Genomic DNA, 22,337 nt, shown 5'->3' with positions numbered 1-22,337 from the left:
ATTATAAAAAAGAAAATATGTAACATACTACTAATAAAGGAAGGGGCAGAAATATGACAAATCGAAATGGTAGTAAAGGGAGCGGAAATCAAGGCTCACCGAAATCAGGGCAATTTCAACAAGAGTTTAGTGCAGAATTTGAAACTGGTAACGATAATAAAGGAAAAGAATATCGTTCGAAAAAGGGGAGTAAATCAAAAAAGGAGTGAATCATTTCACTCCTTTTTTGATTTAAGATGCGGCAGATTGATCTGTATTATATTTTTCTTCTGATTTTGCGACAATCATTGCGCAAATTGCATCACCAGAAATATTTACAGCTGTTCTTGACATATCTAGAATGCGGTCAATACCGATAATTAAGGCAATACCTTCTACCGGTAGATTGACTTGATTTAAAACCATCGTCAGCATTACAAGCCCAACACCTGGTACACCAGCAGTGCCGATACTAGCTAGTACAGCAGTTAATACGACTACAGCTAGTTGGGAAATAGTAAGTTCAACGCCGTATACTTGAGCGATAAATACAGTTGCTACACCTTGCATAATGGCAGTACCATCCATATTAATTGTTGCACCTAGTGGTTGTACAAAAGAGCTGATTGCTTTTGGAACACCAAGCTTCTCTTGTGCGGTTTTCATTGCAAATGGAAGAGATGCATTAGAGCTAGATGTACTAAATCCAATCGCCATTACTGGTCCGAAATGTTTAAAGAAACGGAGAATGCTTTCTTTTGCTAATACTTTTAATAAGCCACCATATACGAAGACACCGTGAATAATAAGTACTAGCATAACGACAATCATATACTTGAACATCGCAGCGACGCCTGCAAGACCCATTTTACCGACGGATGAAGCAAGCAACCCAAATGTTCCGATTGGAGCTAATTTCATAACGAGATTAACGAGATACATCATTAATTCGTTGCCCTGTTCAAGTAATGAATGAATACTTTGGACACGTTTTCCTAAAATAGCTATACCAAGTCCAATTAATACGGCAAAGGCAATAATTTGTAACATGTTTCCATCAGCCATCGCTTTTGCTGGGTTATCTGGTACGATATTTAGCAATGTATCGACGAAAGATGTTTCGGTTTTTGCACCTTCATATTTAAGCCCTTCGGTTTTAAAATTACCACCAGATCCTGGTTGTATAATCAGTGCAAATGTAACTGCAATAGAGATGGCAACGGCTGTAGTTACAAGAAAGAATGAAATTGATTTTAAACCGATTCTTCCAAGTTGCTTCGGGTCCCCAAGACCAGCAGCTCCAAGTACGATAGAAATGAATACAACAGGGACAACTAGCATTTTAATGAGGCGAATAAACAATTGACCAAGTGGATTGAACACATATTGATTTAATGGTTCAAAAATGGATGGTGCAGCTAAATTTAAAGTGAGTCCGACAACTAAACCGAGAAATAATGCAATTAAGATTGCTTTTGTTTGTTTCAATAAAACCCCCTCCTTATTTTTGTGAAATTACTTTCTACATTAATTGTACCGAAAAACTACCTATTTTGACAATATTTTCTGAATATTTTGCATGAAAAGTATCTATTTAAATATAGATTGCTTTTACGAAAGTAAGCAGAAAAAGCTAAATAAACTATTTAGAAAACAAAATAGACCATCACACAGGATGGTCTAGGGAAGGGGACAATTTATGTCAATTTAATTAGGGATGGAAGTTGTTCAAGACACTGGGGAATGTCTTATAAATTAGGGAGGAACAACTTCGATACATATACTATAAAATGTGGATGTGACGCCTGTGTGAACATAGAGTGAAAGAGAGAGGGAGTTTTAAATAGAAGATAGAAAGACAAAAAATAAGACCATCACGCAGGATGGCCAAAGGAAGGGGACAATTTATGTCAATTTAATTAGGGATGGAAGTTGTTCAAGACACTGGGGAATGTCTTATAAATTAGGGAGGAACAACTTCAATACATATACTATAAAATGTGGATGTGACGCCTGTGTGAACATAGAGTGAAAGAGAGAGGGAGTTTTAAATAGAAGATAGAAAGACAAAAAATAAGACCATCACGCAGGATGGCCAAAGGAAGGGGACAATTTATGTCAATTTAATTAGGGATGGAAGTTGTTCAAGACACTGGGGAATGTCTTATAAATTAGGGAGGAACAACTTCGATACATATACTATAAAATGTGGATGTGACGCCCGTGTGAACATAGAGTGAAAGAGAGAGGGAGTTTTAAATAGAAGATAGAAAGACAAAAATAAGACCATCACGCAGGATGGCCAAAGGAAGGGGACAATTTATGTCAATTTAATTAGGGATGGAAGTTGTTCAAGACACTGGGGAATGTCTTATAAATTAGGGAGGAACAACTTCGATACATATACTATAAAATGTGGATGTGACGCCCGTGTGAACATAGAGTGAAAGAGAGAGGGAGTTTTAAATAGAAGATAGAAAGACAAAAAATAAGACCATCACACAGGATGGCCAAAGGAAGGGGACAATTTATGTCAATTTAATTAGGGATGGAAAGCTGTTCAAGACACTGGGGAATGTCTTATAAATTAGGGAGGAACAGCTCCGATACATATACTATAAAAGATAGATGTGACCCCTATGTGAACATAGAGTGAAAGGTATGAGGATTTAAGGAATGATACATATAAAATGATTGTTGTGAGAGTTATAGAGTAAGGATACTTATAATAGAAAGAGTCTTTTCATAAATGAAGTGAAGTTCGAGTATAAATAACAGTTGAAAACTATGAAAAAAAGGATTATGCTCAACTATATTATAAGAATATAAGGTTTATCCTGCTATTTAAGGTTTTTTATAAGCCTTTAGTTATGAGGGGAAAAAGGGAGCTAGTGAATATGGAAGTAACAAAAAGACAAAGGCTGTATAATCGTTTTATACGATTAAATCCACCACAAATATTAGCATTAGGTTTTTTCTGCTTAATTGTGGTTGGCGGTTTGTTATTAAAGTTACCATTCGCAACGAAAGTACATATTAGTTGGGTAGATGCTTTCTTTACGGCAACATCAGCAGCAACTGTAACGGGATTGGGAGTAGTAGATACTGCAAGTACGTTTACGATGTTTGGCGAAATTGTAATTATGTTTTTAATTCAAACGGGCGGTTTAGGTCTTATGACAATTGCCATTTTAATTGTTTGGGTATTAGGTAAAAAAATCGGATTACGTCATCGCTTATTAATTGGAGAGGCGTTTAATCAGACAAATATAGGTGGTCTCGTAAAATTAGTAAAACGTGTCTTTATATTTTCAATTTGTATTGAGTTTATTGGAGTCATCTTTTTATCATTTCGTTTTATTCCAGAGTTTGGCTTTGGAAAAGGTTTATACTATAGTATTTTTCACGTGATCGCATCTTATAATAATGCTGGATTTGCTCTATGGCCGGATAATTTAACAAGGTATGTAGGCGATCCGATTATTAATATTGGGATTTGCTCTTTAATCGTAATAGGTGGTCTCGGATTTACCGTACTAATTGATATATGGTATAGCCGGAGTTTTCGAAAACTATCGCTTCATTCCAAAATCATGATTATTGGAACGGTAGCGCTAAATGTGATAGCGATGATTGTGATTTTTGTATTGGAATATAATAATGTGAAGACGTTAGGGAATTTACCGTTAAATGAAAAGTTATGGGCTTCTTTTTTCCAAGGGATTACTCCTCGTACGGCTGGATTTAATACAGTTGACTACGGGGGAATGGAAGAATCATCTATATTATTTACGATGGTTTTAATGTTTATTGGTGCAGGAAGTGTATCAACAGGTGGAGGGATTAAATTAACAACGTTTGTTATTTTAGTTACATCTGTTCTTTCTTTCTTTAGAAAGAAAGAGGAAATCGTATTATTTCAGCGCACAATTAAAATGTCGACAGTAACGAGAGCATTAGCAATTGCCGTTGCTAGTCAAATCCTTATTTTTGCAGCAGTATTTATGTTAATGCTTACAGAAGACTTCAGTTTTATTCAGTTACTATTTGAAACAATTTCAGCGTTTGGAACGGTAGGATTAACGATGGGAATTACTGCAAAGTTATCAGCGTTTGGAAAATGTATGATTATGTTTGTTATGTTTTGTGGATTAATCGGACCGTTAACACTTGTATTTTCTTTAGCGCGACCAGCAAAACAAAAAATTAAATATCCGTCAGAAGATGTATTTACAGGATAAGGTATCCCGCATAAGCGAGATACCTTTTTCTTTTTAAAAGAGGGAGAACAATAAGCCGATAAGCGCTACTCGGAATAAAATTGCAATGAGTGCTGCAATTCCGCCGACAATCGCAGCGATACCACCAGTTACAGTAGCTCCGCGATTATAAGCGTAAATACCTAGTAGTACAGAAACAAGACCGAATAATGTTGGGAAGGTGAAAAGTGATAAGATAGATAAGGCAAGAGCGATAAAGCCAGCCGTTGATCCAGCAGCGGACGATCTTACATCATCTTTATGTTCCTTCTCATCGTAATCATAATCAATGCGCTGTGGTGCAACCTCAGCTGCATATTCTTCTTTATAGTCACTATAATCACTATCTATTCTATCTCTTTTTTTATACTCATCAAATTTCTCAGTCAAAGTCATGACTCCTTTCATAACAAGGTTCAATAGTAGTATGTATCTCTTTTTCCTTTTTATCCGAGTATGTACAGGGAGTAATATCCATTTAAAAGGTGAAGATTGTTTTTTTGAAATAGGAAAAGTTAGTATGACTTCCTCTATTTTGGAAAGTATAAAAAAGAATAATGAGGAAAGGGTGCAATACATAATGGAACATCCAATTGAAAATTTAATGAAAACAGCAATGACAAATTTAAAAGAGATGGTAGATGTAAATACGATTGTTGGAAGTCCAGTTTCAACAGCTGACGGAAATGTAGTATTAACAGTATCTCAAGTGGCCTTTGGTTTTGGAGCTGGAGGAAGTGACTTTAAAGGTGAATTTATTTCCGAAAAACATAATAATGGACAAGGGCAGCATAAAGAGAATAAGCAAAGTCATCCATTTGGAGGCGGAAGCGGGGCTGGGGTTTCTATTAGCCCAGTTGCTTTTTTAGTAGTTGGTTCTAACGGTGTGCAAGTATTACATCTCAATAGTAGTACACATTTAATTGAAAAAGCTTTAAATACCGTACCAAGCACTGTAGATAAATTTGTAAATGGTCGCTAAAAGTGAACTTGCATTTTTTAGGAATTATGATATATTAGAAAAAGTGCGCTTTAGGATGATCGGAATAATTGAACTGTAAATATATATGATGTGTGGAATAAGGGAGAGGAATTTATGATTAATATCAAAAACTTAGTAGTTGGCTTATGTATGTTAGTAAGCGGTTTTGTTGTATATGTAATAAAAGAAAAAGCTCCATTCTAAAACAGACAAACCGTTATTGTCTGTTTTAAATTTGTGAAAAATGTTGACAAGTTGTTATATTGATGTTAAAATTTTAATTCGTGTCTCGGTTACAGCTAGTGTAAAGTAAATAAATCTTATAAATATAATACGAAAAGTTTGCGAAAGATCGGGTAGTTTTACCAACAACTTTTGTGAACAAACCCTATAAATTATAATTATAGGCTTTATAGGTATACTAGTGAATCAAGGAGCGGTCAGTGGAACCGTAATGATGAGAGAGAGGTAGGGCTTTCATCCAGTATATGTTACTTTCCCGTTAGGTGAATATAAAAAAGAGGACTCCTTTTCAGAAGGAGTCCTCTTTCTTTTTTGTATGGAATTTAAATGCGGCTCTCAACTTGCTGGCAAATTTCATCTGTTGTTAAACCGTGGGCGTTAATTACCGATCCTTTTATTGATGTATCTGCAATACCCATCATATTAGAATCTTGCCCAGTTACAACGCAACAGTCACATCCTTGTGCGTCATGTTCCGAGTTAATTGTAACGACTTCATGCCCCTGTTGCTGAAGAGCTTGTTGGACATCTGTTAACGAATTTTCAACACCAATTTTAGCCATAATTCTCACCTCCTACCATCTAGTTGTTAGTATGCTCAAGTTCATCGTATATATTTATACAAAGACGGTAGGAAGCATATATTTATCTGTTATTTACGGGTAGTCTGATTAAAGTACGACTTTATTTAGTCGTTATATACACCAGTAAGCATTTGGCTTACGAATTGATCGTTTAAAGTATCTTGGGCGGAAGAAGTATTTGAATGGATGTCGATGGAAGCAATAAAATTGTTATGTTCTTTATTATTTGGTTCTACCTCTACATAATTATCGAATTTACAAAAACCTTTCGTATCCATTAGATCGAATAGTTGAAGCATTTCTACTACCTCTTGTCTCGTTCCTTTAATTTGTACACACGCCATATTGATTTCCTCCTTCATTTTGACAAATTGTTTTTTAAAAATAGGATTATGATTCCGAAATGAAAAATATGAATGTTATTTTTAGACAGCGTTATTTTTATTATTTCCCCCCTTTTTCAGCAAAAGTCGTTGTATATTCCCGAATTTATAAAAACGGACGTCCGTTTATTGAATACAATAGATTCGTATCAATTGACGAAAATCCTTCTTTTAAACAAATATTTTTTTAATGGAAATTGACGAAAAAAATTTTTTGACTTTTTGTAAACGTTAACAATGTTGTTAAATCAATATAATTAAAGATGTACGTACGAATAAAAATTATAAATTTTCTAAAAATTCACTTGATTTATTTAGAAAGGAGAGTAAACTAGGAAACAATAAAAAATTCATAGAACATAGGAGGCGCTTTCCAGTGAACGAGCAATGGATTTTCTTAAATGGAGAATTTGTTCCAAAAGACGAGGCAAAAGTATCAGTATATGATCATGGTTATTTATATGGAGATGGAGTATTTGAAGGAATTAGAGTCTATAGCGGTAATGTTTTCCGTTTGAGAGAGCATCTTGTCCGGTTATATGAATCAGCAAAATCCATCATGTTAGAAATTCCATATTCTTTAGATGAAGTAACGAATATTGTTGTTGAGACGATTCGACAAAATAAATTATCTAATGGATACATTCGCCTAGTTGTATCGAGAGGAGCAGGAAATCTTGGGTTAGATCCTGATTCTTGTAAAAAACCGAATGTAGTAGTAATTGCAGAGCAACTATCTTTATTCCCGCAAGAATATTATGAAAAAGGGATTCCAGTTGTAACAGTTGCAACGCGCCGAAACCGTCCAGATGTATTGTCGCCTCAAGTAAAATCTTTAAATTACTTAAACAATATTTTAGTTCGCATCGAAGCGAAATTGGCTGGAGTACAAGAAGCGCTTATGTTAAATGATCAAGGATACGTAGCTGAAGGCTCAGGGGATAACGTATTTATTGTAAAGGGAAATAAATTAATTACACCACCAAGTTCTGCTGGAGCGTTAGAAGGCATTACACGAAACGCTATTTTAGAAATTGGTGAAAAACTTGGATATGACGTTAGAGAAGAGTTATTTACAAGACATGACGTATATGTAGCTGATGAAGTATTTTTAACAGGAACAGCAGCTGAAGTAATTGCTGTTACGACAGTAGATGGTAGAACGATTGGTTTAGGGCAAACGGGTCCACATACGAATCGTTTACTAGAAGAATTCCGAAAGTTAGTTATAGAAGATGGAGAGAAAATTTACGAAGAAAATAAAGTTGGATAACAACTTTTTATAACATAAGAAAGCGTTGATAGGGAGGAGTAGTTGATTGTGAAGCCTCACAGAGAGTCGGTGGTTGCTGGAAACCGATGGTTCACGTCGACGAACATCGCCCTTGAGTGCTAAGCTGAAGCATTTGTCTAGGCTTAGACGGTAGCTCCGTTACTAGCTAGACTCATTTTATGGGTCACTGAGGCAAGAGTATTCTTGCAAAGAAGGGTGGTACCGCGAAATCTTTCGTCCCTTCAGCACATAGCTGGAGTGTGGACGTAGGATTTTTTTTATTGATAAAAGTTTTTAAAAGGGGGCTTATAAGAACAATGTCTTCAAAAACGGAAGAGAAACTGGCAACTGGTGCACAGCTATTGTTAGAAGCGCTAGAAAAGGAAGGAGTAGAAGTGATTTTTGGTTATCCTGGTGGTGCTGTTTTACCTCTTTATGATGCACTCTATGACTGTGAAATTCCGCATATTTTAACAAGGCATGAACAAGGTGCTATTCACGCTGCTGAAGGATATGCCAGAATTACTGGCAATCCAGGGGTTGTCATTGCAACGAGTGGACCGGGTGCTACAAATGTGATTACTGGTCTAGCAGATGCGATGATTGATTCGTTACCACTTGTTGTATTTACAGGGCAAGTAGCGACAACATTAATTGGAAGTGATGCTTTTCAAGAAGCCGATATTATGGGACTTACGATGCCGGTGACAAAACATAATTATCAAGTGCGAAAGGCTTCAGATTTACCTCGAATTATTAAAGAAGCATTTCATATTGCGAGAACAGGAAGACCAGGGCCAGTCGTTATTGACCTTCCGAAAGATATGGTAGTAGAGCAAGGCGAACGATGTAGTGATGCGCAAATGGATTTACCAGGATACAACCCGAATTATGAACCGAATCTACTTCAAATAAACAAATTATTACAAGCAATTAGAGTTGCAAACAAGCCATTAATTTTAGCTGGAGCAGGTGTATTGCATGCGAAAGCTTCGAAAGAATTAACAAGTTTTGCTCGTAAATACGAAATTCCTGTTGTGCATACATTACTTGGTCTTGGTGGCTTTCCGCCAGATGAAGAGCTTTTTCTAGGGATGGGAGGAATGCATGGTTCTTACACAGCGAATATGGCGTTATATGAATGCGACTTACTCATTAATATAGGTGCGAGATTCGATGATCGTCTTACTGGAAATTTAGCTTATTTTGCTAAGGAGGCGACTGTCGCGCATATTGATATTGATCCAGCAGAAATCGGAAAAAATGTGCCGACTGAAATTCCTATTGTTGCAAGTGCTAAGCAAGCGCTCCAAGTATTACTTCAATCAGAAGGAAGGAAAGAAAATCATCATGAGTGGATCTCTTTATTAAAGAATAGAAAAGAAAAGTATCCATTCTCTTATAAACGAAATTCTGAAAGTATTAAGCCTCAATATGCAATTGATATGTTATATGAAATTACGAAAGGAGAAGCGATTGTAACAACAGATGTGGGGCAACATCAAATGTGGGCAGCCCAATATTATCCGCTAAAAAATCCAGATAAATGGGTAACTTCAGGAGGATTAGGAACGATGGGATTCGGATTTCCTGCAGCAATTGGTGCACAAATTGCAAAGCCTGAAGAACTAGTTATTGCAATTGTTGGTGACGCTGGATTTCAAATGACACTGCAAGAATTAAGTGTGTTAAAAGAACACTCTTTACCTGTTAAAGTATTTATTTTAAATAATGAAGCTTTAGGAATGGTAAGACAATGGCAAGATGAATTTTATAACAAAAGATATTCGCACTCTTTACTACCTTGCCAACCAGATTTCGTTGCTCTTGCGAATGCGTATGGCATAAAAGGAGTTCGCATAGATGATCCACTTCTTGCGAAGAAACAATTGCAGCATGCAATTGAATTACAAGAACCGGTCGTAATTGATTGCCGTGTACTTCAATCAGAAAAGGTAATGCCGATGGTTGCGCCAGGGAAAGGTGTTCACCAAATGGAGGGAGTGGAAAAAAGGTGAAGAGAATTGTTACAGCAACAGTTCGAAATCAAAGTGGTGTGTTAAACCGAATTACAGGTGTTATGACACGAAGACATTTTAATATTGAAAGTATTTCAGTAGGTCATACGGAATCATCGGACATATCGCGGATGACGATTGTTGTACACGTTGAAAATGAACAGCAAGTTGAGCAGCTAATTAAACAACTGCATAAGCAAATTGATGTTTTGAAAGTATCAGATATTACAGAAGAAGCGATGATTGCAAGAGAACTTGCACTTATTAAAGTAGCCACTTCGGTAGCGAGGGCGGAATTATACAGTTTAATTGAACCGTTTCGAGCCGCTGTAATAGATGTTGGAAAGGATTCCATAGTTGTGCAAGTAACAGGTACACAGGAGAAAGTAGAAGCATTAATTGAATTACTTCGTCCATACGGTTTGAAAGAAATTGCAAGAACAGGGGTAACAGCCTTTACGCGTAGTATGAAAAAACAAGATAAGCAAGTTATGTTAATTCAATAATCATTTAAATATAGGGGGAAATGAAAATGGCAAAAGTTTATTATGAAAAAGATGTAACGGTAAATGTATTAAAGGAAAAAAAAGTAGCAATCATTGGATACGGCTCGCAAGGTCATGCGCATGCGCAAAACTTACGTGATAACGGATTTGATGTAGTAGTAGGTTTAAGAAAAGGGAAGTCTTGGGATAAAGCGAAAGAAGATGGATTTTCAGTATATACAGTAGCGGAAGCAGCAAAGCAGGCTGATGTAGTAATGATTTTACTGCCAGATGAACTGCAACCAGAAGTATATGAAGCGGAAATTGCGCCAAATTTACAAGCAGGAAATTCTCTCGTTTTTGCACACGGATTTAATGTTCACTTTGATCAAGTGAAACCACCAGCGAATGTAGATGTATTTCTAGTAGCGCCAAAAGGTCCAGGACATCTTGTACGCCGTACATTTAGTGAGGGTGGCGCTGTTCCAGCATTATTTGCAGTATACCAAGATGCAACAGGAGTTGCGACTGAAAAGGCACTTTCTTATGCCGATGGAATTGGAGCGACGAGAGCTGGTGTATTAGAAACGACATTTAAAGAAGAAACAGAAACAGACTTATTTGGAGAGCAAGCTGTACTTTGCGGCGGAGTAACTGCGCTAGTAAAAGCTGGATTTGAAACGTTAGTTGATGCGGGATATCAGCCGGAACTTGCATATTTTGAATGTTTACATGAACTGAAACTTATTGTTGACCTTATGTATGAAGGTGGACTTGAAAATATGAGATATTCAGTTTCAGATACAGCGCAGTGGGGCGACTTCGTATCAGGGCCACGCGTTGTAACGGAAGATACGAAGAAAGCGATGGGTACAGTGCTAGCAGAAATTCAAGATGGTACATTTGCAAGAGGTTGGATTGCAGAGCATAAAGCAGGAAGACCGAATTTCCATGCGACAAATGAGAAAGAGAATGAACATGAAATCGAAGTAGTTGGACGTAAATTACGTGAAATGATGCCTTTCGTACAGCCGCGAGTAAAGGTAGGGATGAAATAATATGAAGCAGATTTTGTTCATGGATACGACGCTACGTGATGGCGAACAATCACCAGGAGTGAATTTAAATGAACAAGAGAAATTGCAAATTGCAAGGCAATTAGAGAGACTAGGGATCCATGTTATGGAAGCTGGCTTTGCAGCAGCTTCCGAAGGGGATTTTCAATCGGTAAAACGCATCGCGAATACAATTCAAAATGCTACAGTTATGAGTTTAGCTAGAGCAAAAGAAAGCGATATTCGAAGAGCATATGAAGCTGTGAAAGGTGCGGTATCTCCTCGTTTACACGTATTTTTAGCTACAAGTGATATTCATATGAAATATAAACTTTGTATGTCAAAAGAGGATGTATTAGATAGTATTCATCGTTCTGTTACACTTGGAAAATCATTATTTCCAACAGTACAATTTTCTGCAGAAGATGCGACAAGAACAGCAAGAGATTTTTTAGCTGAGGCAGTAGAAGTTGCGATTCGTGCAGGAGCGAATGTAATTAATATTCCAGATACAGTTGGATATACGAATCCAGAAGAGTATTATTCTCTTTTTAAGTACTTACAAGAATCCGTTCCTTCATATGAAAAAGCAATTTTCTCTTGTCATTGTCACGATGACCTTGGGATGGCTGTAGCAAATTCGCTAGCTGCGGTTGAAGGGGGAGCATTGCAAGTAGAGGGAACAATTAATGGAATTGGAGAGAGAGCAGGGAATGCGGCATTAGAAGAAGTCGCAGTTGCTCTTCATATTAGAAAAGATTTCTATCAAGCAGAGCCTTCTATGACGCTAAAAGAAATTAAAGCGACAAGTACATTAGTAAGCAGATTAACAGGTATGGTTGTACCGAAAAATAAAGCAATCGTTGGAGCGAATGCATTCGCTCATGAATCCGGAATTCATCAAGATGGTGTATTAAAAGAAGTGACAACGTATGAAATTATTGAACCAGAGTTAGTAGGCGAATCTCAAAACCTATTTGTACTTGGAAAACATTCTGGACGTCACGCGTTTACAGAAAAAATGAAAGAGCTTGGCTATGAATTTACAACGGAAGAACGAGATGCAGTGTTTGAAGCGTTTAAAAAATTAGCTGATCGTAAGAAGGAAATTACTGAGGAAGATTTACGAGCACTTATGCTTGGTGAAGCAGCATTTGCGGCTCAGCAATATAATATTACGCAACTGCAAGTACATTTCGTATCAAATAGTACACAATGTGCGACAGTTGTACTAAAAGATGAGGAAGGAAATGTATTCGAAGATGCAGCTACTGGCTCTGGTAGTATTGAAGCAATTTATAATGCAATCCAAAGAATTTTAGGATTAGAATGTGAATTGGCGGATTATCGCATACAATCTATTACGCAAGGTCAAGATGCACTGGCTCATGTTCATGTTGAATTAAAAGAAGGAACACATCAAGTATCAGGTTTTGGTGTTGCGCAAGACGTATTGGAAGCGTCGGCGAGAGCATATGTCCACGCAGCGGGGAAATTGAAATCTTTTATCCAGCTTGTGAAATAAGTGTTTGATAGGTGAGAGGGACTATTCTCACCTGTCAAATTAATGTTCTGAAAATTCAGTAAAAAAGGAGTGTTGAAATTGGAAAAACGTATCGTTTGTTTAGCTGGTGATGGTGTTGGACCGGAAGTTATGGAAAGTGCGAAGGAAGTATTGCATATGGTAGAAAGGTTATATGGTCATCATTTTCATTTGCAAGATGAGTACTTTGGCGGGAGTGCTATCGATTTAAATGGGCAACCATTACCACAACGAACGCTTGCCGCTTGTTTAGCAAGTGATGCGGTTTTACTAGGAGCAGTTGGTGGACCAAGGTGGGATAGTGCGAAAGAAAGACCAGAGAAAGGATTATTAGCTTTAAGAAAAGGGCTCGGTGTATTTGCGAACGTTCGCCCTGTAACGGTAGAAAGTGCAACGGCACATTTATCGCCATTAAAAAAGGCTGATGAAATTGATTTCGTTGTCGTTCGTGAATTAACAGGTGGGATTTATTTTTCTTATCCGAAAGAACGAACCGACGAAGTAGCAACAGATACACTTACGTATCATCGCCATGAAATTGAACGTATCGTTTCTTATGCCTTTCAATTAGCGAGTAAACGGAAGAAAAAAGTAACATCTATTGATAAGGCGAATGTTTTAGAATCTAGTAAACTATGGAGAACTGTAACAGAAGAAGTAGCCCTTCGTTATCCAGATGTTGAACTAGAACATATTTTAGTAGATGCAGCTGCTATGGAGTTAATTCGGAATCCAGGACGGTTTGATGTAATTGTAACAGAAAATTTATTTGGGGATATTTTAAGTGACGAAGCTTCCGTATTAGCTGGATCATTAGGAATGCTTCCATCAGCAAGTCACGCGGAAAAGGGCCCTTCGCTATACGAGCCTATTCACGGATCAGCGCCGGATATTGCCGGGAAAAATAAGGCAAATCCAATTGCGATGATGCGCTCTGTTGCCATGATGCTTGGGCAATCGTTCGGATTAACGAGAGAGGGGTGTGCAATTGAAGAAGCGATTTCAGCAGTCCTTAAATTAGGAAAATGTACAGCAGATATTGGCGGGACTGAAACGACAACTTCATTTACGAAGGCAGTAATGCAAGAAATGGAAGAGCAAGCACTAGTAGGGAGAGGAAGATAATGGGGAAAAGGTTGCTAGATAAACTTTGGGAAAGACACGTAGTTGCGACAAATGAAAATGGATTAGATTTATTATATATCGATCTGCACCTTGTTCATGAAGTAACGTCACCGCAAGCCTTTGAAGGCTTGCGGCTTACAAATCGAACGGTACGCAGACCAGATTTAACATTCGCAACGATGGATCATAATATTCCAACGAAAGATGTTTGGAATATTACTGATCGCATTGCGAAGCAGCAACTAGATACACTTCGGGAAAATTGTAAACAATTTCAGGTGCCGTTAGCGGATATCGGAGATGAAGAGCAAGGGATCGTTCATGTTATCGGACCAGAACTTGGGCTCACGCAGCCAGGCAAAACAATTGTTTGTGGTGATAGTCATACAGCAACGCACGGTGCGTTTGGCGCGCTAGCGTTTGGTATTGGTACGAGTGAAGTGGAACATGTATTGGCAACGCAAACGCTGTGGCAAAGAAAACCGAAAGCGATGGGCATTGAGTTAAAAGGAAAATTACAGAAAGGCGTTTACGCAAAAGATATTATTTTGCATCTCCTTTCAAAGTACGGTGTAGCAGTTGGAACGGGATATGTAATGGAATTTTACGGAGAGACGATTCAGGCTATGGAGATGGAAGAGAGAATGACGCTTTGTAATATGGCGATTGAAGGAGGAGCAAAAGCGGGTATTATCGCGCCAGATGAAAAAACAGTTGCTTATGTAAAAGGACGTAAATATGCACCGAAAGACTATGAAACTTTCGAGAAGAAATGGTCTGAACTTTATACAGATGCAGATGCAATGTATGATTTACATATTTCGATAGACGTTACGGATTTAGCGCCATACGTTACGTGGGGAACAAATCCGAGTATGGGAGTTCGTATTGATGAGAAATTGCCAGAAAAGCATGATGTAAATGACGAAAGAGCATTTTCTTATATGGGATTAAGCCCTGGACAAAGTACGTATGACATTCCAGTTCAACATGTTTTTATTGGATCTTGTACAAATTCCAGGCTCTCAGATTTAGAAATTGCTGCATCTGTTGTGAAAGGGAGAAAGGTAAAAGAAGGTGTGCGAGCACTCGTTGTGCCTGGATCGAAAAGAGTAAGGGACGCGGCGATGCAAAAAGGACTACATCACATATTTGAAGAAGCAGGATTTGAATGGAGAGAACCTGGATGTTCCATGTGTCTTGGAATGAATCCAGATCAAGTACCTGAAGGAGAGCATTGCGCTTCCACTTCAAATCGTAATTTTGAAGGGAGACAAGGAAAAGGAGCACGAACACATTTAGTTAGCCCAGCAATGGCGGCAGCAGCTGCGTTATATGGTCATTTTGTTGATATTAGAAAGGAGAGTTATGATGGAGCCATTTCGTATTCATAAAGGTACTGCCGCAGTACTTATGAATGATAACATTGATACAGATCAAATTATTCCGAAGCAATATTTAAAGAGAATTGAAAGGACGGGATTTGGAAAATATTTATTTGATGAGTGGCGGTATGATAATGAACGACACGAAAACCTTAATTTCCCACTTAATGCACCAGATAGAAAAGGAGCAAGTATATTAATTACAGGTGATAATTTTGGATGTGGTTCCTCAAGAGAACACGCACCTTGGGCACTTGCTGATTATGGTTTCCGCGTAATTATCGCGGGAGGGTTTGCAGATATTTTTTATATGAATTGTATGAAGAATGGTATGTTACCAATTGTAATGGATAAAGAAATGCGAGAAAAGCTTGCCAAAACGGATGCAAGAGAACAAATAGAAGTAAATTTAGAGAATGAAGTAATTACAGCAAGTACGCACAGGTTTCATTTTACAATAGAGAAAATGTGGAAAGAGAAATTATTAAATGGTTTAGATGAAATTAGTATTACAATGCAATATGAACAAGAAATAAAGGAGTATGAAAGAAGGGTAGCTGTATATTAAAAGATAACGGAATATTTAAAATGTATTTACATTCAGAATTAAGTATTATATACTATGTAAAAATTAGAGGAGAAAGGGAGTAAGTATTATGAAAACAATGCAATCTATTAAAATGCTTACACAACTACATCATCATACATAAAGCCCTTGAACCTAGCGTGAAAACGTGTAGGTGCAAGGGTTATTCCCGTTGTACCTACACGCTACTAAAGAGCCTTGTAGGTATATTTTATCTACAAGGCTCTTTTTATTTTCGGTTTAGGTGCATGAAATAAGCATACATTAGAAAGGGAAAGGTGTGAGAATTTCGATGACAAAATGGAAACGGGCAAATCCAAATGGAACGAGAGATTATTTATTCGAAGAAGGTACGTTAATTGAAGAAGTGGAGCAAAAATTAAGGCGTACTTTTTTAGAGAGAGGTTATGAAGAAATAAGGACACCAACAATTGAATTTTATGATGTGTTCGCCTTTCAAAGCAGGCCGATAGATGAAGAAAAGATGTATAAATTTTTTGATGAAAAGGGAAGGATTATCGTATTGCGTCCAGATATGACAATTCCTTTAGCGAGAGTGATCGGAACGCAGAGGTGTGATACACCACTTAAAGTGACGTATAGCGGAAATGTATTTCGAGCGAATGAGTCCCTTACTGGAAAATATAATGAGATCGTGCAAAGTGGTATTGAAATTATCGGTATTGATAATGTAAGAGCTGAAATTGAATGTGTTATAAGTGTCATTCAATCACTTCAAAAGTTGAAAGTGCAATCTTTTACAATAGAGATTGGGCAAGTGCAGTTATATAAATGTATTGTCAAAAAGCTCTCCATTCATGAGGAAGAAGAGAAAGTTCTTAGAACATATATTGAAAGTAAAAATTATGCTGCTCTATCAAATTTTATTAGAGAAAAAAAATTAGATCGATGTGATGAAACAGTAAGGTTACTGGAGAAATTACCAAGGTTATTTGGGAATTTAGAAGTGATTGAGGAAGCAGAAAAACTCGCCTCCAGTAATGAAATGAAAATGGCCATTGCAAGAGTGAAAGAAATATATGAAGCAATTGACAAGCTAGGCTATGGATCGTACATATCAATTGATTTAGGTATGATTCAACATTTGGACTATTATACAGGTGTTATTTTCAAAGGGTATATATATGAAATTGGAGAAGAAATTGTTAGTGGCGGAAGATATGATGAGTTAATTGGAAATTTTGGAGAAATGTTGCCGGCTGTTGGACTCGCGGTGCAAGTTAATCAAATTGTGAAGGCGCTGCAGGAGCAGCAAGAACCGTATGAACGAAAGAGAATAGATATTATGATTCATTACGAGTTAAATAGATTAGCAGAAGCGGAACGGTTACGAAATTTACTTCAAAAGGACGGGAAAAAAGTAGAGATATCTTTATGTTCTAATTTAAATGACACCTTTCAATTTGCAAGAAAAAATCAAATAGTGACGGTTGTTGAGGCAAAGAACGAATCGTTAGTGGAATATGTATGGAACGAGAAATGGGTAGTCCAGAAAGAAGGAGAAACTTCATGCGTAACATTCAAATTGCGTTAACGAAAGGAAGATTAGAAAAACATGTGATTCCACTCTTTGAGCAGATTGGAATCGATTGTTCAGAGCTTAAAAATAAAGGACGAAAGCTTGTCTTTCAAAGTAAAAATACAGATATCTCATTTATTTTGGTGAAAGCAGTAGATGTTGCTACTTATGTAGAACATGGAGTAGCGGATATCGGGGTCGTTGGAAAAGACGTTTTAATGGAAAACGAAAAAGATATTTATGAAATGTTGGATTTAGGAGTAGGTGTGTGTAAGTTTTGTGTTGCTTCTATTCCTACTTATAATCCGAAGAGCTACCGGAAGAAACGTATTGCGACGAAATATCCACATATTACTTCTAACTATTTTCATGATAAAGGAGAGGATGTAGAAATCATAAAAATAGAAGGGTCTGTAGAAATCGCTCCTATTCTTGGATTGGTAGATGCGATTGTTGATATTGTTGAAACAGGAAAAACATTACAAGAAAATGGACTCATTGTATTTGAGGAAATGTATTCTATATCTGCTCGAATGATTGTGAATAAGGCTGCATTAAAAACTAAAAAAGACGAAATATTCAGTATTATAAATATGATGGAGCAAGAAATTTTGTCAGGAAAATAGGGGGACTTGTAATGGAGATCGTTTTTGAAGATTTTCAAAAGGCGTTATCGAAAATAAAATTGCTACGAGAAAACGCTAATATAATAGAAGAAACTGTTCAAAGAAATGTAAGCGAAATCGTTCGAAATGTAAGGGAGAGTGGGGATGAGGCCTTATCTTTTTATACAAAAAAGTTTGATGGTGTAAAGATAAAAGAGTTTCGTGTAAGTGAAGAAGAAGAAAAACGAGCGAGTATGTTTGTAGAGAATTCATTTTTAGAAGCGTTACAAGAGGCGAAGAAAAACATTATTTCGTACCATGAAAAGCAAAAAAGACAATCGATGTTCGATTGTGCGAGTGAAGGCATCATTAGAGGGCAAATCATTCGGCCGTTAGAGAATGTAGGCGTATATGTGCCAGGCGGAACTGCTTCGTATCCTTCGTCAGTATTAATGAATGTATTGCCAGCAAAACTCGCTGGTGTGAAAAAGATTGTAATGGTAACACCGCCAAGAGAAGGAGGAATTGATCCACATATTTTAGTTGCTGCAAGCCTTGCGGGAGTAGATGAAATTTATACGATAGGTGGTGCGCAAGCAATTGCTGCTTTAGCATACGGTACGGAATCGATTCCGAAAGTGGATAAAATAGTTGGACCAGGAAATTTGTACGTCGCTCTAGCGAAACGAGAAGTATATGGAATAGTAAATATCGATATGATTGCTGGACCGTCAGAAATTGTAGTTATTGCGGATGAAACCGGCAATGCAAAATATATTGCGGCTGATTTATTATCACAAGCAGAACATGACGAGAGAGCGACAGCGATTTGTATTACAACAAATATAGAGTTAGCAAAAGAAGTAGAAAAAGAGATAGAAAGGCAGTTAGAAACATTACCAAGAAGCGAAATTGCACGTGAATCAATAAATAGAAATGGAGCCATTTTTATCGTTCCTTCTATAGATGAGGCACTACAGTTATCGAATGAAATTGCCCCGGAACATTTAGAGTTACATATAAAAGAACCGATGAATGCTTTAGCTTATGTGAAACATGCAGGATCTATCTTTCTTGGACCATATGCACCAGAACCGCTCGGGGATTATTTAGCAGGACCGAATCACGTGTTACCGACAAGTGGAACGGCAAGGTTTTTCTCACCGTTATCAGTCGATGATTTTGTGAAAAAATCAAGCTTTCTGTCTTATACGGAGGAAGCATTAAGAGATGTCCAACATCATATTGTAGAGCTTGCCAATAAAGAAGGATTACATGCGCATGCGAGAGCAATTCAAATAAGATTTGAGGAGGAAGAATAATGCGTGAGTCTAGTCAAATACGTGAGACGACAGAGACAAAAATAAAATTAAGTTTACAGCTTGATGATGGGAAGAATGTTTCTGTACGAACGGGAGTTGGTTTTTTTGATCATATGCTAACTTTATTTGCAAGGCATGGAAGATTCGGTTTGCAAGTGGAGGCAGAAGGCGATGTATTCGTTGATGCGCATCATACAGTTGAGGATGTTGGAATTGTACTCGGAAATTGTTTGAAAGAAGCATTGCACAGTAAAGAGGGGATTAACAGGTACGGCTCAGCATATGTACCGATGGATGAGTCTTTAGGCTTTGTTGCAATTGATATAAGTGGACGCTCATATATTGTATTTCAAGGAGAATTAACGAATCCGAAGCTTGGGGATTTTGATACAGAACTAACGGAAGAATTTTTTAGAGCAGTTGCTCATGCTGCCAATATTACATTACATGCTCGTATTTTATACGGAAGTAATACACATCACAAAATTGAAGCCTTATTTAAAGCGTTTGGTAGAGCGCTTAGAGAAGCAGTCGAAAGAAATGCCAACATTACTGGTGTAAATTCAACGAAAGGGATGTTGTAATTGATTGCCATTATAGATTATGGAATGGGAAATATTCGTAGTGTAGAACAAGCATTAAAGCATATTGGAGCAGCGTACATTGTAACGAGTGATAAAGAAGAGATTTTTAGAAGTGATGGAGTGATTTTACCAGGAGTAGGTGCATTTCCAAAAGCGATGGATGTATTGGAAGAAAAAGATTTAGTGCGTGTGTTACAAGAAATCGGGCGTTCAAGAAAACCACTTCTAGGTATTTGCCTAGGAATGCAGCTTTTATTTGAAAAAAGTGAGGAACTACAAGACTGTAACGGGCTAAGTTTATTGCCAGGCGTTATTCGAAAGCTAAAGGTTCCTTATAAAATTCCTCATATGGGATGGAATGAGTTAAAGAAAGAAGGAGAAATAGCGCTTTGGAATGGAGTAGAGGACGGTTCTTTCGTATATTATGTCCACTCTTATTACGCAGATTGTCCAAATGAAATTGTGTATGGAATAAGTGATTATGGAGTGAAAGTACCTGGTTTTGTAGCAAAAGAAAATATATATGGCGCACAGTTTCATCCTGAAAAAAGTGGTGATATAGGCATGCAAATGTTGAAAAATTTTAAAGGAGTGGTAGAATCATGGAAATCTTCCCAGCTATCGATTTAAAAAAGGGACGATGCGTTAGACTGTATCAAGGGGAATTTAGTAAAGAAACAGTAATGAATGAAGATCCGGTTGCGCAAGCGATTATATTTGAAACATTTGGAGCGAAACGGTTGCACATTGTTGATTTAGATGGTGCAGTTGCTGGTGAATCGTTAAACTTGTCCGTCATTGAAAGAATTTGCAAGGCAGTACGTATTCCAGTGCAAGTTGGCGGAGGAATTCGATCACTTGTAGCCGTAGAGAAGTTATTTTCAGTAGGGGTAGATAAAGTGATTTTAGGAACAGCTGCTCTTTATGATAAGCCATTTTTAGAAGAAGCAGTTTTTCTATATAAAGAAAAAATCATCGTCGGAATTGATGCGAAAAATGGTTTCGTCGCAACGAGAGGCTGGCTTGATGTATCTGAAATTTCTTACATTGATTTAGCAAAACAAATGGAGAATATAGGTGTTCAAACAATTGTATTTACAGACATTTCGAAAGACGGGACACTTGCAGGACCGAATATAGCACAATTGGAGTTACTACAAAAAAGCGTTTCTACTCGACTTATTGCTTCTGGAGGAATTGCATCTATTCAAGATGTGAAAAAGTTAAATGATATGAACATATACGGCGTCATAATTGGTAAGGCTCTTTACGAGAAAACGATTGATTTAGAAGAAGTGCTAGAGGTAACAAAGTTATGTTAGCAAAACGCGTTATTCCATGTCTAGATGTGAAAGAAGGGCGAGTCGTAAAGGGTGTAAATTTTATAGGACTACAAGATGTCGGGGATCCTGTTGAAATAGCAGCTTTATATAATGATGCGGGAGCAGATGAAATAGTATTTTTAGATATTACGGCAACTCATGAAGGACGAAAAACGATTGTAGATGTTGTAGAAAAAACGGCTTCAAAAGTATTTATTCCTCTTACAGTTGGCGGAGGAATTTCAAATGTGAAAGATATGTACAATTTACTAAGAGCTGGAGCAGATAAAGTTTCAATTAACTCAGCAGCAGTGCGAAATCCAAAATTAATCGGAGAAGGGGCAGAGCATTTTGGCTCACAATGTATTGTCGTCGCAATTGATGCTAGAAAAGTAGCAGAAGATAAGTGGAATGTATATGTGAACGGCGGAAGAGTTGATACGGGAATGGATGCAATCAGGTGGGCAAAGCGCGTTACAGAGCTAGGCGCAGGCGAAATTTTATTAACGAGTATGGATGCAGACGGAACGAAAAACGGATATGACCTTCGTTTAACAGAAGAAATTTCAAAAAGTGTTTCCGTACCTGTCATCGCGTCAGGCGGGTGCGGTCATGCTGATCACATTATAGAAGTGTTTCAAAAGACAGCAGTTGATGCAGCATTAGCGGCATCAATCTTTCATTACGGTGAGGCGACAATAGGGGACGTAAAGAGAAAGTTAAGAAATGCAAATGTTGAGGTGCGGCTATGAAACCTAACTTTTCAAAAGGACTATTACCAGCAGTTGTAATTGAAGAAGATACAAAAGAAGTTTTAATGCTAGCTTATATGAATGAAGAGGCATATGAAAAAACAATAGAAACGAAAAGAACATGGTTTTATTCTCGTTCAAGAAGGTCGTTATGGAATAAAGGAGAAACATCAGGTAATGTCCAACATGTGCAATCTCTTTATTTAGATTGTGATCAAGATTCAATTGTTGTTGTCGTAAAGCAAGTAGGACCTGCATGTCATACGGGAGAAAAAACATGTTTTCATTACAAAATTATATAGGGGGATACAT

24 protein-coding genes and 1 other annotated feature are annotated in these 22,337 nt (G+C 37.3%); of the genes, 20 read left to right on the top strand and 4 right to left on the bottom strand.

Features of this window, described 5'->3' with window-relative positions:
- The first annotated feature begins 53 nt into the window (after positions 1-53).
- Positions 54-209: a hypothetical protein gene (locus LMD38_RS19405; RefSeq protein ID WP_000184931.1), complete on the top strand. Its 156-nt coding sequence runs from the start codon at positions 54-56 to the stop codon at positions 207-209.
- Positions 210-231: 22 nt separating this feature from the next.
- Here the strand turns inward: LMD38_RS19405 and LMD38_RS19400 are convergent, their stop codons facing one another.
- The gene (locus LMD38_RS19400; RefSeq protein WP_061182641.1) at positions 232-1,467 is read right to left on the bottom strand and encodes a dicarboxylate/amino acid:cation symporter; all 1,236 of its coding nucleotides are present in this window, start codon (positions 1,465-1,467) and stop codon (positions 232-234) included.
- A 1,409-nt stretch (positions 1,468-2,876) separates the two neighbouring features.
- Between LMD38_RS19400 and LMD38_RS19395 the strand changes: the two genes are divergently transcribed.
- Positions 2,877-4,220 (top strand): TrkH family potassium uptake protein, encoded by a 1,344-nt coding sequence (locus LMD38_RS19395; RefSeq protein ID WP_000454127.1) that lies wholly within the window; start codon positions 2,877-2,879, stop codon positions 4,218-4,220.
- 33 nt (positions 4,221-4,253) lie between these two features.
- On the opposite strand, the gene LMD38_RS19390 is transcribed toward LMD38_RS19395, so the two are convergent.
- Positions 4,254-4,646, bottom strand: coding sequence for an imidazole glycerol phosphate synthase (locus LMD38_RS19390; protein WP_001997037.1), 393 nt, complete (start codon positions 4,644-4,646; stop codon positions 4,254-4,256).
- 112 nt (positions 4,647-4,758) lie between these two features.
- Here LMD38_RS19390 and ytfJ point away from each other — a divergent pair, with 112 nt between their 5' ends.
- Positions 4,759-5,220: a GerW family sporulation protein gene (gene ytfJ, locus LMD38_RS19385; protein WP_001997038.1), complete on the top strand. Its 462-nt coding sequence runs from the start codon at positions 4,759-4,761 to the stop codon at positions 5,218-5,220.
- A gap of 114 nt (positions 5,221-5,334) precedes the next feature.
- Entirely contained in the window at positions 5,335-5,424 is a 90-nt protein-coding gene (locus LMD38_RS19380; protein WP_000608225.1) for a hypothetical protein, read from the top strand.
- Between the two features lie 362 nt (positions 5,425-5,786).
- Here the strand turns inward: LMD38_RS19380 and LMD38_RS19375 are convergent, their stop codons facing one another.
- On the bottom strand, positions 5,787-6,026 hold the full coding sequence (locus LMD38_RS19375; RefSeq protein WP_001062581.1) for a YkuS family protein: 240 nt from the start codon (positions 6,024-6,026) through the stop codon (positions 5,787-5,789).
- Between the two features lie 125 nt (positions 6,027-6,151).
- The gene (locus tag LMD38_RS19370) at positions 6,152-6,391 is read right to left on the bottom strand and encodes a DUF3911 family protein (RefSeq protein ID WP_000752504.1); all 240 of its coding nucleotides are present in this window, start codon (positions 6,389-6,391) and stop codon (positions 6,152-6,154) included.
- 415 nt (positions 6,392-6,806) lie between these two features.
- Between LMD38_RS19370 and ilvE the strand changes: the two genes are divergently transcribed.
- From ilvE to hisI, 16 genes are all read left to right on the top strand, one after another.
- The gene (gene ilvE, locus LMD38_RS19365) at positions 6,807-7,703 is read left to right on the top strand and encodes a branched-chain-amino-acid transaminase (RefSeq protein WP_001005497.1); all 897 of its coding nucleotides are present in this window, start codon (positions 6,807-6,809) and stop codon (positions 7,701-7,703) included.
- 16 nt (positions 7,704-7,719) lie between these two features.
- Positions 7,720-7,948, top strand: a binding site (T-box leader).
- 72 nt (positions 7,949-8,020) lie between these two features.
- Positions 8,021-9,721 carry an acetolactate synthase large subunit gene (ilvB, locus tag LMD38_RS19360; protein WP_016716974.1) on the top strand — a complete coding sequence of 567 codons (1,701 nt, stop codon included), beginning with the start codon at positions 8,021-8,023 and terminating at the stop codon, positions 9,719-9,721.
- Positions 9,718-10,227: an acetolactate synthase small subunit gene (gene ilvN, locus LMD38_RS19355; protein WP_000822948.1), complete on the top strand. Its 510-nt coding sequence runs from the start codon at positions 9,718-9,720 to the stop codon at positions 10,225-10,227. The genes ilvB and ilvN overlap by 4 nt, the downstream gene beginning before the upstream one ends.
- A gap of 26 nt (positions 10,228-10,253) precedes the next feature.
- Positions 10,254-11,264, top strand: coding sequence for a ketol-acid reductoisomerase (ilvC, locus tag LMD38_RS19350; RefSeq protein WP_001151735.1), 1,011 nt, complete (start codon positions 10,254-10,256; stop codon positions 11,262-11,264).
- 1 nt (position 11,265) lies between these two features.
- Positions 11,266-12,786, top strand: a complete 1,521-nt coding sequence (gene leuA / locus LMD38_RS19345; protein WP_000809579.1) for a 2-isopropylmalate synthase — start codon at positions 11,266-11,268, stop codon at positions 12,784-12,786.
- Positions 12,787-12,864: 78 nt separating this feature from the next.
- Positions 12,865-13,929, top strand: a complete 1,065-nt coding sequence (gene leuB, locus LMD38_RS19340) for a 3-isopropylmalate dehydrogenase (protein ID WP_000415369.1) — start codon at positions 12,865-12,867, stop codon at positions 13,927-13,929.
- Entirely contained in the window at positions 13,929-15,323 is a 1,395-nt protein-coding gene (leuC, locus tag LMD38_RS19335; RefSeq protein ID WP_000518107.1) for a 3-isopropylmalate dehydratase large subunit, read from the top strand. The genes leuB and leuC overlap by 1 nt, the downstream gene beginning before the upstream one ends.
- Positions 15,301-15,882: a 3-isopropylmalate dehydratase small subunit gene (gene leuD, locus LMD38_RS19330; protein ID WP_062821849.1), complete on the top strand. Its 582-nt coding sequence runs from the start codon at positions 15,301-15,303 to the stop codon at positions 15,880-15,882. The genes leuC and leuD overlap by 23 nt, the downstream gene beginning before the upstream one ends.
- 310 nt (positions 15,883-16,192) lie before the next feature.
- The gene (gene hisZ / locus LMD38_RS19325) at positions 16,193-17,455 is read left to right on the top strand and encodes an ATP phosphoribosyltransferase regulatory subunit (RefSeq protein ID WP_062821848.1); all 1,263 of its coding nucleotides are present in this window, start codon (positions 16,193-16,195) and stop codon (positions 17,453-17,455) included.
- A complete protein-coding gene (gene hisG, locus LMD38_RS19320) occupies positions 17,431-18,066 on the top strand; it encodes an ATP phosphoribosyltransferase (protein ID WP_016716980.1) in 636 nt (211 codons plus the stop codon). The genes hisZ and hisG overlap by 25 nt, the downstream gene beginning before the upstream one ends.
- An 11-nt stretch (positions 18,067-18,077) precedes the next feature.
- The gene (hisD, locus tag LMD38_RS19315; protein ID WP_000407009.1) at positions 18,078-19,367 is read left to right on the top strand and encodes a histidinol dehydrogenase; all 1,290 of its coding nucleotides are present in this window, start codon (positions 18,078-18,080) and stop codon (positions 19,365-19,367) included.
- Positions 19,367-19,951, top strand: coding sequence for an imidazoleglycerol-phosphate dehydratase HisB (gene hisB / locus LMD38_RS19310; protein ID WP_001209290.1), 585 nt, complete (start codon positions 19,367-19,369; stop codon positions 19,949-19,951). The genes hisD and hisB overlap by 1 nt, the downstream gene beginning before the upstream one ends.
- A complete protein-coding gene (gene hisH / locus LMD38_RS19305) occupies positions 19,952-20,581 on the top strand; it encodes an imidazole glycerol phosphate synthase subunit HisH (RefSeq protein WP_000560331.1) in 630 nt (209 codons plus the stop codon).
- Positions 20,554-21,273, top strand: a complete 720-nt coding sequence (hisA, locus tag LMD38_RS19300) for a 1-(5-phosphoribosyl)-5-[(5-phosphoribosylamino)methylideneamino]imidazole-4-carboxamide isomerase (RefSeq protein WP_000402315.1) — start codon at positions 20,554-20,556, stop codon at positions 21,271-21,273. Before hisH ends, hisA begins: the two co-directional genes overlap by 28 nt.
- On the top strand, positions 21,267-22,025 hold the full coding sequence (hisF, locus tag LMD38_RS19295) for an imidazoleglycerol phosphate synthase cyclase subunit (RefSeq protein ID WP_000880229.1): 759 nt from the start codon (positions 21,267-21,269) through the stop codon (positions 22,023-22,025). Before hisA ends, hisF begins: the two co-directional genes overlap by 7 nt.
- Positions 22,022-22,327, top strand: coding sequence for a phosphoribosyl-AMP cyclohydrolase (gene hisI / locus LMD38_RS19290; RefSeq protein WP_000803969.1), 306 nt, complete (start codon positions 22,022-22,024; stop codon positions 22,325-22,327). Before hisF ends, hisI begins: the two co-directional genes overlap by 4 nt.
- Positions 22,328-22,337: the final 10 nt, after the last annotated feature.

The organism is Bacillus pacificus (assembly GCF_020861345.1).
Classification (GTDB): Bacteria; Bacillota; Bacilli; order Bacillales; family Bacillaceae_G; genus Bacillus_A; species Bacillus_A pacificus.
The sequence above is the reverse complement of the archived record's forward strand: the minus strand, read 5'-3'. Positions and strand labels throughout refer to the sequence as shown.

Excerpts from the sequence above, each read along its gene's own strand:
- hisG (WP_016716980.1), top strand. The coding sequence starts at position 17,431 with ATGCGTAACATTCAAATTGCGTTAACGAAAGGAAGATTAGAAAAACAT.
- ytfJ (WP_001997038.1), top strand. The coding sequence starts at position 4,759 with ATGACTTCCTCTATTTTGGAAAGTATAAAAAAGAATAATGAGGAAAGG.
- LMD38_RS19395 (WP_000454127.1), top strand. The coding sequence starts at position 2,877 with ATGGAAGTAACAAAAAGACAAAGGCTGTATAATCGTTTTATACGATTA.
- leuD (WP_062821849.1), top strand. The coding sequence starts at position 15,301 with ATGGAGCCATTTCGTATTCATAAAGGTACTGCCGCAGTACTTATGAAT.
- LMD38_RS19375 (WP_001062581.1), bottom strand. The coding sequence starts at position 6,026 with ATGGCTAAAATTGGTGTTGAAAATTCGTTAACAGATGTCCAACAAGCT.
- hisI (WP_000803969.1), top strand. The coding sequence starts at position 22,022 with ATGAAACCTAACTTTTCAAAAGGACTATTACCAGCAGTTGTAATTGAA.
- hisF (WP_000880229.1), top strand. The coding sequence starts at position 21,267 with ATGTTAGCAAAACGCGTTATTCCATGTCTAGATGTGAAAGAAGGGCGA.
- ilvC (WP_001151735.1), top strand. The coding sequence starts at position 10,254 with ATGGCAAAAGTTTATTATGAAAAAGATGTAACGGTAAATGTATTAAAG.
- leuC (WP_000518107.1), top strand. The coding sequence starts at position 13,929 with ATGGGGAAAAGGTTGCTAGATAAACTTTGGGAAAGACACGTAGTTGCG.
- LMD38_RS19390 (WP_001997037.1), bottom strand. The coding sequence starts at position 4,646 with ATGAAAGGAGTCATGACTTTGACTGAGAAATTTGATGAGTATAAAAAA.
- hisZ (WP_062821848.1), top strand. The coding sequence starts at position 16,193 with ATGACAAAATGGAAACGGGCAAATCCAAATGGAACGAGAGATTATTTA.
- LMD38_RS19370 (WP_000752504.1), bottom strand. The coding sequence starts at position 6,391 with ATGGCGTGTGTACAAATTAAAGGAACGAGACAAGAGGTAGTAGAAATG.
- hisA (WP_000402315.1), top strand. The coding sequence starts at position 20,554 with ATGGAAATCTTCCCAGCTATCGATTTAAAAAAGGGACGATGCGTTAGA.
- hisB (WP_001209290.1), top strand. The coding sequence starts at position 19,367 with ATGCGTGAGTCTAGTCAAATACGTGAGACGACAGAGACAAAAATAAAA.
- leuA (WP_000809579.1), top strand. The coding sequence starts at position 11,266 with ATGAAGCAGATTTTGTTCATGGATACGACGCTACGTGATGGCGAACAA.
- LMD38_RS19405 (WP_000184931.1), top strand. The coding sequence starts at position 54 with ATGACAAATCGAAATGGTAGTAAAGGGAGCGGAAATCAAGGCTCACCG.
- LMD38_RS19380 (WP_000608225.1), top strand. The coding sequence starts at position 5,335 with ATGATTAATATCAAAAACTTAGTAGTTGGCTTATGTATGTTAGTAAGC.
- hisD (WP_000407009.1), top strand. The coding sequence starts at position 18,078 with ATGGAGATCGTTTTTGAAGATTTTCAAAAGGCGTTATCGAAAATAAAA.
- ilvB (WP_016716974.1), top strand. The coding sequence starts at position 8,021 with ATGTCTTCAAAAACGGAAGAGAAACTGGCAACTGGTGCACAGCTATTG.